Annotated in this window: 9 protein-coding genes, 1 tRNA gene and 1 pseudogene; 8 read left to right on the top strand and 3 right to left on the bottom strand. The window is 58.2% G+C overall.

The window, feature by feature from the left end; translation table 11 throughout:
* Positions 1–175 (top strand): annotated as a pseudogene (gene tuf / locus Q0C28_RS07990) (elongation factor Tu); the annotation flags it as partial.
* 116 nt (positions 176–291) lie between these two features.
* Here tuf and Q0C28_RS07985 read toward each other — a convergent pair.
* The gene (locus Q0C28_RS07985; RefSeq protein WP_293574613.1) at positions 292–984 is read right to left on the bottom strand and encodes a DUF374 domain-containing protein; all 693 of its coding nucleotides are present in this window, start codon (positions 982–984) and stop codon (positions 292–294) included.
* A 186-nt stretch (positions 985–1,170) separates the two neighbouring features.
* Here Q0C28_RS07985 and Q0C28_RS07980 point away from each other — a divergent pair.
* Positions 1,171–1,246: transfer RNA gene (locus Q0C28_RS07980), tRNA-Trp, on the top strand.
* 142 nt (positions 1,247–1,388) lie between these two features.
* Here the strand turns inward: Q0C28_RS07980 and Q0C28_RS07975 are convergent.
* Positions 1,389–3,581, bottom strand: coding sequence for a tetratricopeptide repeat protein (locus Q0C28_RS07975; RefSeq protein ID WP_293574611.1), 2,193 nt, complete (start codon positions 3,579–3,581; stop codon positions 1,389–1,391).
* 266 nt (positions 3,582–3,847) lie between these two features.
* Between Q0C28_RS07975 and secE the strand changes: the two genes are divergently transcribed.
* Together secE and nusG are read left to right on the top strand one after the other, a co-directional pair.
* Complete coding sequence (secE, locus tag Q0C28_RS07970) at positions 3,848–4,045, top strand: preprotein translocase subunit SecE (RefSeq protein WP_293574609.1); 198 nt, start codon at positions 3,848–3,850, stop codon at positions 4,043–4,045.
* A 327-nt stretch (positions 4,046–4,372) separates the two neighbouring features.
* On the top strand, positions 4,373–4,906 hold the full coding sequence (nusG, locus tag Q0C28_RS07965; protein WP_293574607.1) for a transcription termination/antitermination protein NusG: 534 nt from the start codon (positions 4,373–4,375) through the stop codon (positions 4,904–4,906).
* 105 nt (positions 4,907–5,011) lie between these two features.
* On the opposite strand, the gene Q0C28_RS07960 is transcribed toward nusG, so the two are convergent.
* Positions 5,012–5,284 carry a DUF6525 family protein gene (locus Q0C28_RS07960; protein WP_293574605.1) on the bottom strand — a complete coding sequence of 91 codons (273 nt, stop codon included), beginning with the start codon at positions 5,282–5,284 and terminating at the stop codon, positions 5,012–5,014.
* A 313-nt stretch (positions 5,285–5,597) separates the two neighbouring features.
* Between Q0C28_RS07960 and rplK the strand changes: the two genes are divergently transcribed.
* From rplK to Q0C28_RS07940, 4 genes are all read left to right on the top strand, one after another.
* Positions 5,598–6,023 (top strand): 50S ribosomal protein L11, encoded by a 426-nt coding sequence (rplK, locus tag Q0C28_RS07955; protein WP_008558913.1) that lies wholly within the window; start codon positions 5,598–5,600, stop codon positions 6,021–6,023.
* Between the two features lies 1 nt (position 6,024).
* Positions 6,025–6,723, top strand: a complete 699-nt coding sequence (gene rplA, locus Q0C28_RS07950) for a 50S ribosomal protein L1 (protein WP_293574578.1) — start codon at positions 6,025–6,027, stop codon at positions 6,721–6,723.
* Positions 6,724–6,883: 160 nt separating this feature from the next.
* Positions 6,884–7,810, top strand: a complete 927-nt coding sequence (locus Q0C28_RS07945; protein ID WP_293574576.1) for a glycosyltransferase family 2 protein — start codon at positions 6,884–6,886, stop codon at positions 7,808–7,810.
* Positions 7,811–7,862: 52 nt separating this feature from the next.
* Positions 7,863–9,002, top strand: a complete 1,140-nt coding sequence (locus tag Q0C28_RS07940; protein WP_293574574.1) for a glycosyltransferase 61 family protein — start codon at positions 7,863–7,865, stop codon at positions 9,000–9,002.
* The last annotated feature ends 189 nt before the right edge of the window (positions 9,003–9,191 follow it).

Raw genomic sequence — 9,191 nt, 5'->3', positions numbered from 1 at the left:
CGTGACCGGAACCGTGACCCTGCCTGAGGGCACCGAGATGGTTATGCCGGGCGACAACCTGAAGTTCGACGTTGAGCTGATCGCACCGATCGCGATGGAGCAGGGCCTGCGCTTCGCGATCCGCGAAGGCGGCCGCACCGTCGGCGCGGGCGTTGTCTCGAAGATCACTGAATAATTCGCTCTAGCGAATGATCAGACGAGAAAGGGCCGCTCATTCGAGCGGCCCTTTTTTCAATGTGTGGGCGTCAGAGGTACAGAAACTGGCTCAGCAAGCGGCCCTTTGGCTTTGCTCTATGTGCGCAGAGGGGTTCCGACGGCGCGGTCGGCTGTGTCCGTGATCTCATCCAGCGAGGTTTCGATACTCTGGCGCAGGGCCTCAAAATCCTCATCGCTTGGCTTTTTCGGCACCTCGGCGGTCCATTCCTGGCACATCAGCACCCCACGCGAAAACGGCAGGGGCAGCATTTGCTTGTCCCAGGTCGGCAGCCGTAAGACGTGTTTTTCAGCAAAAGCCACAGTGAAAACGCGACATCCGGTCATGCGTGCCCAGGTGATTGGCACGCCGGAGGAGACACGCGCAGGCCCTCTTGGGCCATCTGCGGCGATGCCGATCGAGCACCCCTCCTTGGTGCGGCGCAACACTTCGCGCGACAAGGCGACATGGCGTTTGTGGCTGGACATCGGAATCGTTTCAAACCCAAGGCGCACCAGAATTTGGCCCGCCAGGCGCCCGGCTCTTGCGGCGGAGGTCAGCGCACATATGCGGCCCAGCGATGTGTCAAAGAGGTAAGGTGCCATGATCAGTCGCTGGTGCCACAGGACAAAAATGACAGGTTCGCCGCGCGCCACACAGGCGTCCATCTCTGCAAAACCACTGCGTTCCCAACGAGAGGTGCGATAGGCAAACCGCACATATGACGCCAGGAGTGTTTCGACGGCACGGTTCACCCGAGGACTGTCTGCAATTTTCTTGCGAAGGCTCACAATCCCACCTTTCCTGCGAAGATCCTTGCCCGTGTCATAGCGAAACTGCGCCACAACGGCCATAGGGCTGATCTGGTGGTCGGATCCGCTCGCATTTCACCAGGCGCGGGATCGCGAAAACACATCAATCCGTGTGATTTCCCTCTTGCCAGTGGTCGAGTGGTGGCTTAGGAACAGGCACATCGTAGGGGTATAGCTCAGTTGGTAGAGCGACGGTCTCCAAAACCGTAGGTCGCGGGTTCGAACCCTGCTGCCCCTGCCAGTTTCCAAGACATCTCAGCTGTTTACAGTGACAGTCTTCCATCGTTTTTGTCTGTCGCAATCGCTGTGCCGTCGCGGCAGTTTTCTTTGCATACCCACACCCCGAACTCAGCGAGGTGCAGGTCTCTCTGGTTCATGTTATCTCAGGCGACTTGCACGGGGTGCGCAGCAGGTGTGACTGCATCGGACATAACCGCACCGGGGATAAACCCATGGTCCTCAGACGGAACCGTCAGGTGCTGTGCGGGTAGGTTTTGGGCGTGATGTGCATGCAGCATGTCGTAGGCACGTTCCAAATCCGTGGTGTATTTCGCGCTGTCAAAGATCGGCGCTTTGCTATGTGACATGCGCAATTTGCCTCGCAGGGACATCAATTGGTCTCTGTCCTGCGCCATTGATTTTGCCAGGTCCCGATAGTCGCTGGCGGATTTCGCAACCAATGTGTCCAGGCCTGCAGCCTCCAACAGGCTTGCGCTGGTCCGAGCGGCCATTTGACGGCCTGGCAAGGTCAGTACCGGCAGGCCAGCGCTCAGTGCGGTAAGCGTGCTGTTTGCGGCATTTACGGTCAGGCTGTCGAGGGCGAGATCGGCGAGATCCAGCATCGTCATCGGATCGCCCTCATTCTCTGCCGTGGCAAAGATCAGCCTGTCTGCGGCAACACCGCGGGCCACTGCTTCGCTTCGCAAATTTTCCTGAGCGTCGGGGCCGCAGTTGGGCATCCAGAGAACGCTGTCTTCGATCTGCTGCAGCAGTGGCATCCAGAGATCGAATTCTGCCGGGGTGATCGCATCTGGTTTTGCCAACGCACAAAAGACAAATGCATCATCAGGCAGCCCACATTTGCGCCGACTGTGTTGCTGACCGGACATCCGATCTGTTGTTTCGCCGCAGGTATAGGCATCCGGCATCCGGATCAGGTGCTCTTCGAAGTGCCGCTCGCTACCGGCGGGGCAATTTGTGGTGTCCGCCAGAAGATAATCATGGCTCAGATTGCCCAAAGTGCTTGGGAAACCGGGCATCGCAATCTGAATCGGGGCCAGACGATGGGCAAACAGAGCGCTGTTTGGGTCTTGTTCTGCTGAGGTGATGTTGATGGCGATGTCCAGTTGATCGGCCAGAACCTGCTCGCGGATGGCGTGGGGTTGCTGATGGCGCAGATCGTGGTGCTGTATCGCGGTAGTGTTCTTTGCAGCAGGCCCAGCAAAATAGGTGTAGATCGCAAAGCGGCTTTGGTCGTGATTGGCCAGCAGTCGTGCGAGCTGGTCGTTGGCGGCGCTGTCCGTGCCGGAGGTGATGAAATACCCGATCCGGATTTGTGCCGGTCTTGGCAGCGACAGGTCCACCAGCGCGGTTGCGTCCTCTGCGGCGACTGTTGATGCATGGGCCTGCATCCGGATGCGAAGCAGATCCGGGTTGTCTTCCAGCATGATCAGGGCCCGCGGCGAACATGCGGTGCCGCGCAGGCCAAGAGTGCGACGGTGCTCGGCATATTCACCAACCCAGGACCAATCCGCGATTTCGGCCATCAATCGCAGTTTCAGAGCACGGGCGCGATCCTCCGCCGGGCGGGCGAGAAGGATCTGTTCCAGGTGATAAATTGCCTCTTTCGGTTTGCCACTGTTTGCCAGCATTTGCGCCAGGTTGTAGCGGGCTTCCTGAAAGTTGGGCGCGAATCGTGCGGCCTGATTGAACAGAGAGATCGCCACGTCATCATTGCCGAGCTGACGCTGAATGTTTGCCCGATTGTACAGCAGTTGCGCATTGTCGGGGGCCTGTTCGATGGCCTGCGCAAAGCACTGGTCTGCCTCGGCAATCTGGCCCTGTTCCAACAGGCTGTTGCCCAGGTTGTTCAACGCAGGCAGGCAGGTTTCATCAAGGCTCAGGGCTTTGCGGTACAGCGCGATGGCATCCTGTGGCCGATTCTGGCGTTTATAAACCTCGCCCATCGCGGCAAAGGTCATGGCCGAGGTTGGTTTCAGTTCGCAGGCTTTGTTCAGGCAAGTTGCGGCTTCGTCCAGGGCGTTTTGTGCCAGATGGCAGCGGCCCAGCAGCTCCCAGAGAAAGGCATTCTTGCGCTCCGCATTCAGCAGTTCGACGCAGCGGGCTGCAGCTTGCTGAAACTGGCCGTGCTGAAATAGCGCTGTCAGCTGTTCCTGCACTTCTGCGTCCAGAGGGGCCGCGGTTTTGGGCCCGAGCGGCCGACTGCGCCCGGGCATCTGGCCCGAGAGTTTCATGGAAAGCGACGGTTCTGCGTGCACAGCGCCGCTTTGTGAGGTCGGAGAGCGATCAACAGATGGGGCGGCAGAAGCGGATTGATTGTTCTGTGCGAGGGGCATGGCATCCTATCTCATTGTTGCGCTCAATAAAGGCGGACGCCGGTGCGCTGGGATGGCGTCCTCCTTGTGAGCCTTGTTATGGACGTCGAAAATTAAGATAGAATTGATCGCAGTTGTCTTTCCGCCGGCTCCGCAGGGGGCGGCACAACGTCGTTGGGGCCTACACTCTTACGGCCTATGGAGGCGCGTTGACGCGTGCGGGTCTTGAAATTGCCATGGTCTACGGTTAAATCGGCCTGCAATTGTTAGCAGAGAGACCCTCGCCTATGGCCACCACCAACCCCGTTCAGTTCATCCAGCAGGTTCGCGCTGAAGTTTCCAAAGTTGTTTGGCCAACCCGCCGTGAGGTTTTGCTGACCACGGTCATGGTCTTCGTGATGGCTGCGCTGACGGCCGTGTTCTTCGCGATCGTCGATATCCTGATCCGCTTTGGTCTCGACGGCATTTTGGGCATGGCGGGCTAAGTACTGTTTGCTAGGCAGCTGGGACGGCCTGAGCCGTGGCATCTGTCCTCGCTCATTGGCGTGACGATGCAGCTGTCCAACACCCCATCTACCTAACGCCCTGCTGGTTGGCGTCGCTTTCCTCTAGCCATCTGTTGGGCATCCGCAAAACTCTGCTCTCCTCTTGATCTTGGTCCACAGGGGCGGTAGGTCAGCTTTAACTCTGGCGCAGGCGTGTGGCGAATCGTGTCGCGCGCCACTTTGCGTTAGGCGCAGCACGATGCTGCATTTGATTTTCAGCAGCGGCCGCAGACATCCGGCCCAAGAGATACAAGGACGATCAGGTTCATGGCGAAACGGTGGTATTCGGTCAGCGTTCTTTCGAACTTCGAAAAGAAAATCGCAGAGCAGATCCGGGCCTCTGTTGCCGAAAATGGGCTGGAAGATGAAATCGACGAAGTCCTGGTTCCAACTGAGGAAGTCATCGAGATTCGCCGCGGTAAGAAGGTGACCACAGAGCGTCGCTTCATGCCGGGCTATGTCCTTGTTCATATGGAAATGTCAGACCGTGGCTATCACCTGATCAACTCCATCAACCGCGTCACCGGCTTCCTTGGCCCGCAGGGCCGCCCGATGCCGATGCGCGACGCGGAGGTCCAGGGGATCCTCGGTCGCGTTCAGGAAGGTGAAGAGGCGCCTCGCACGCTGGTCTCCTTCGAGGTCGGGGAAAAGGTCAAGGTCAACGACGGTCCGTTTGAGGACTTCGACGGTATGGTCGAAGGCGTTGATGACGACAACCAGAAGCTCAAGGTTACCGTGTCGATCTTCGGCCGCGAAACGCCGGTGGAGCTGGACTTTACGCAGGTTACCAAGCAGGCGTGATCTCGCCCGACATATGTATAGTGAACGCCGCGTTGCATCTGCACCGCGGCGTTTTTTGTTGGTCGATTGCTTTGTAATGCTGGTGGCATTGCTGTTGGCAGCTGATCACGCGTCTGGATGCGCAGCGCCCCAGATCTTGCGGGCATCTTTGGCTCTGAGCTTTTGTTCGATTCGGTCCAACTCCTGAAGCGCAAGCCTGCGATCTCCGCTTGAAGACAAGGCTTTTTTGAATGTGCGGGCAACGGATGTAACGCTCCAAGGCAGAGCAGCAGTGGACACCCATTGGCGCAAGTCGGGTGGTAGGCGATCATAGTCGCGCATGGGGTCGCCACTGCGTCGTTTGCGTTTCAGGCTGGTGTGCCCCAAATTTCCCGCCATCTCTCTGCCTCTCAGATTCGATTGTCGTGCGTGGTTTGATTAGCGGTGTGTGATGTATATGTAATATGATAACATTGCAATGCTGGATCCATAATGTCACGTGATCGCGGACCCCGATGGGACAAGAGAGCAAGGGGCGAGGGATCCCATTGGGTACAAGGCTTGCCAACCCCTGCGTTCCCCTGTAAACGCCGCTTCAATCGTCTTCGGGCGAGATTCTCTCGTGGGAGATCAAGGGATCGCGATCCCGGCATCCGACCACGCAACATCCCCTGGGTGAGACGCGTCTCACCTTCGTTGAAAGGAACACCAAATGGCTAAGAAGCTTGTTGGCACAATGAAGCTGCAAGTGCCCGCTGGTAAAGCAAACCCATCCCCGCCGGTCGGTCCGGCTCTGGGTCAGCGCGGCATCAACATCATGGAATTCTGCAAGGCGTTCAACGCCAAGACGCAGGAAATGGAGCCCGGTGCACCGTGCCCAACCGTGATCAGCTACTATCAGGACAAGTCCTTCACCATGGACATCAAGACGCCGCCTGCGTCTTACTACCTGAAAAAAGCGGCCAAAGTGAAATCCGGCGCGAACAACCCGAGCCGTGAAACCGTTGGCACCGTGACCGTTGCTCAGGTGAAAGAAATCGCCGAAGCAAAAATGAAAGATCTGAACGCGAACGATATCGACGCGGCAATGCAGATCATCCTGGGCTCTGCCCGCTCCATGGGCATCGAGGTGAAGTAAGATGGCAAAGCTCGGTAAACGTACCCGCGCAGCGCGCGAAGCTTTCGCAGGCAAAGAAAACCTGTCCGTGGAAGATGCTGTTGCCCTGGTTAAAGCCAACGCAACCTCGAAGTTTGACGAAACCGTCGAAATCGCAATGAACCTGGGTGTTGACACACGTCACGCCGACCAGATGGTTCGTGGCGTTGTTGGCCTGCCAAACGGCACCGGCAAAGACATGCGCGTTGCTGTATTTGCTCGTGGCCCGAAAGCAGACGAAGCCAAAGCAGCCGGTGCAGACATCGTTGGCGCCGAAGACCTGATGGAAACCATCCAGGGCGGCACCATTGATTTTGATCGCTGCATCGCGACCCCTGACATGATGCCAGTTGTTGGCCGTCTGGGCAAAGTGCTCGGCCCCCGCAACCTGATGCCGAACCCAAAAGTCGGCACCGTGACCATGGACGTGAAAGCGGCCGTTGAAGCGGCAAAAGGCGGCGAAGTTCAGTTCAAAGCTGAAAAAGGTGGCGTTGTGCACGCAGGCGTTGGCAAAGCGTCCTTCGACGAAGCCAAGCTGGTCGAGAACGTCAAGGCGTTCATCTCGGCTGTTGCCAAGGCGAAGCCGTCGGGTGCCAAAGGTGCATACCTCAAGAAAATCGCTCTGTCCTCCACAATGGGCCCAGGCGTGACTGTTGATGTCGAAGGCGCTGTTTCCGAGTAATCGGAGCCTTTAAGGACACCAATACAGATAAAAGACAGGCGGCACCTCGGTGTCGCCTTTTTTTGTGCCATTTCGGCGAGTAGACAGGGATATGGGTAGGCAAGGGTGAGCAGCCCCGCTGTTGTGGCGGGCTCTTGATCCGTGTTGGAGGGGAGATCCGATGGCAGCGACCACAGAGACCTGGCGGGTCGGCGCGATCATGAATGAACCAATGTCAGAGGTCCTGCGCTTTTGCGCCTGGTATCTCGAATTGGGCGCCGAGGAAGTTGTCGTGTGTTTCGACAATCCGGCTGATCCCGCGATTGAGGCCTTGCAGCATCATCCACAGCTCCGTTTGATCCCTTGCACTGATGAATTCTGGGATCAGGCGGGCATCGCTCCTGATGCGGCTTTCGTGAAACGGCAGAATGCTGCCATGACCCACATCTATCAGGTATATTCTGACGGCTGGTTCCTGAACGTGGATGCGGATGAGCTGTTGTTTTTCAAACAAGGTACGATCCAGGATTTGCTCCGCCAGGTGCCCGCGGATGCGATTTCGGCCCGGATCCAGACCGCCGAGCGGCTGAATACTGTTGATGGCGAGGCGACCCACGCATTTCGCCTGCCGATGGCCTATCAACAGCGCAAACAGATCTATGGCGATGATGCGATTCTCTTTGGGCCGCGCCGTGAAGGATTGGTTGGCCATTCTCAGGGCAAATCCATTGTCCGTTGTGGTGAGCCTGGGTTGCGCTTGCGTCAGCACTGGCCGCGCTGGGGGCGGGAGGGCGACGCAAGAGAGGTGGTCTTCGGTGCCGCGTCGGGTGCATTTCTGCTGCATCTGATCGGCGAGGACTATGACATCTGGCGCAGCAAGCTGGCCTGGCGATGCGCGTCGCGTGGATTTACGACCTCATTGACGGAACGGATTGAGGCGTTGCTGGCAGCAGGTGCCGCCGACGAACCGCTGCGCGATATGTTCGCCCGGTTGCATGGCGCCACTGACGACCGGCTGGATCGCATGCGCGCAGCTGGCGCGTTGCTGGAAGTCTCGCTTGATCTGGATGAGTTGGTTGCCCGGCATCTGCCAGGAGTGGTGGGCTAGCGGTTGCCTCGGCAAATGGCCGCGTGTGAAATGGTTTTGTGGAGTGGTGCAAATGTTTGAATGGGACACACAGACGGTCATGCGGGCGCCTGTGGCAGAACGTGAATCTGCTCAGGTCGCGGCGTCGCTGGTGCCCGGGGTTAGCGTTGCCAACGGCGCTTTGCTCTGGTCCTCTCCCGAAGCCCCCTGGTTCAATGCCGTGGATGCGGTTGGCACACCGATTGTGGATGCTGCGACCCAAATGTTGGGCCGCCGATACGTCCCAAAGATGCTTGCCCCAAAGGATTGGCCGATCTGCTCGCGTCTGCCGGGAACCTGGCTCTATGCTGGGCCATATTACACACATTTTGGCCACTTCCTGGTTGAATCCTTGGCGCGGCTGTGGGTGCTTGACCATATTGGCGAGAAAATTGATGGCATCCTTTATGCCTGGTCTCGCAACAAGCCTCTTCCTCAGCACGCCAGACAGGGTTTCCAGCAAGACCTGTTGGCGCGCTGCGGATGTGGTGACGTACCCGTTGAGATTATCAATCACCCCGTGCAAGTCGAACGCCTGATTGTGCCGCGCCAGGGATTTGGACTAGGGGAGTTGTCTGCGGGCACGCCGGAGTTTCGCGCTTTCATCAGGGACCGGCTTCGTAGGGGCAGTAACCCTGGTGCGCACCGAAAGCTGTATATTTCGCGCCAGGGTTTTGGGCTGCGACGGGGTGGCCTGTTTGATGAGGATCGGTTGGTGCGCAAACTTGCCGAGCAGGGCTATGCAGAGATCCGCCCCGAACGGATCGGATTGCAGGCGCAAATCGATGCCTATCTTGGAGCCGATAGGATTATCTCAACGGATAATTCCGCACTGCATCTCGTCGGGTTCCTGGCCAAAGAACACCAGCGTGTCGCAATGGTCCTGCGCCGAAAGGTTGGCGGTGTGGACCTCGTGCCAAATCTCGCGGCCTGTATGGGGCGCATGCCGCTGGTGGTGGATCAGATCACGCATTTTCACCGCAACCGCAATCAGCCTCATATCAACTGGTCCTGTTATGCGGAGTTGGACTTGCCCGCCGTGTGGCATGAGCTTGCAGAGCAGGGGTTTGTGTCCGGCACGCCGTGGCCTGCAATGCGCCACCGGCGTCGGCAGCGCTTGCTTGCGGCCTATGCCAGCCGGTTGGGCGCAGTGTTCGATACCGAACGGCTGTAGGACAGTTCGGGACCGTATAGGCAGTGCGCAGCTGACGGCAGCTATTTTGCGCTGTCGAGAACATTCTGAATTGTCCGGTGTAGGTAACATGCCAATTGTCCGCTTCAGTTAGTACCGCAGCAGCCCAAATCGGAACGAGCCGTAGGCGACTGGAGATTTGGGCTGCTGCGTTCGCACGCGTCGAAGCGG

This window comes from Phaeobacter sp., assembly GCF_022825805.1.
GTDB lineage: Bacteria > Pseudomonadota > Alphaproteobacteria > Rhodobacterales > Rhodobacteraceae > Phaeobacter.
This window is presented reverse-complemented; position numbering and strand designations above follow the sequence as displayed.

Bases quoted from the DNA above. Each gene is read 5' to 3' on its own strand.
- Q0C28_RS07975 (WP_293574611.1), bottom strand. From the start codon at position 3,581: ATGCCCCTCGCACAGAACAATCAATCCGCTTCTGCCGCCCCATCTGTT.
- secE (WP_293574609.1), top strand. From the start codon at position 3,848: ATGGCCACCACCAACCCCGTTCAGTTCATCCAGCAGGTTCGCGCTGAA.
- nusG (WP_293574607.1), top strand. From the start codon at position 4,373: ATGGCGAAACGGTGGTATTCGGTCAGCGTTCTTTCGAACTTCGAAAAG.
- Q0C28_RS07960 (WP_293574605.1), bottom strand. From the start codon at position 5,284: ATGGCGGGAAATTTGGGGCACACCAGCCTGAAACGCAAACGACGCAGT.
- rplK (WP_008558913.1), top strand. From the start codon at position 5,598: ATGGCTAAGAAGCTTGTTGGCACAATGAAGCTGCAAGTGCCCGCTGGT.
- rplA (WP_293574578.1), top strand. From the start codon at position 6,025: ATGGCAAAGCTCGGTAAACGTACCCGCGCAGCGCGCGAAGCTTTCGCA.
- Q0C28_RS07945 (WP_293574576.1), top strand. From the start codon at position 6,884: ATGGCAGCGACCACAGAGACCTGGCGGGTCGGCGCGATCATGAATGAA.
- Q0C28_RS07940 (WP_293574574.1), top strand. From the start codon at position 7,863: ATGTTTGAATGGGACACACAGACGGTCATGCGGGCGCCTGTGGCAGAA.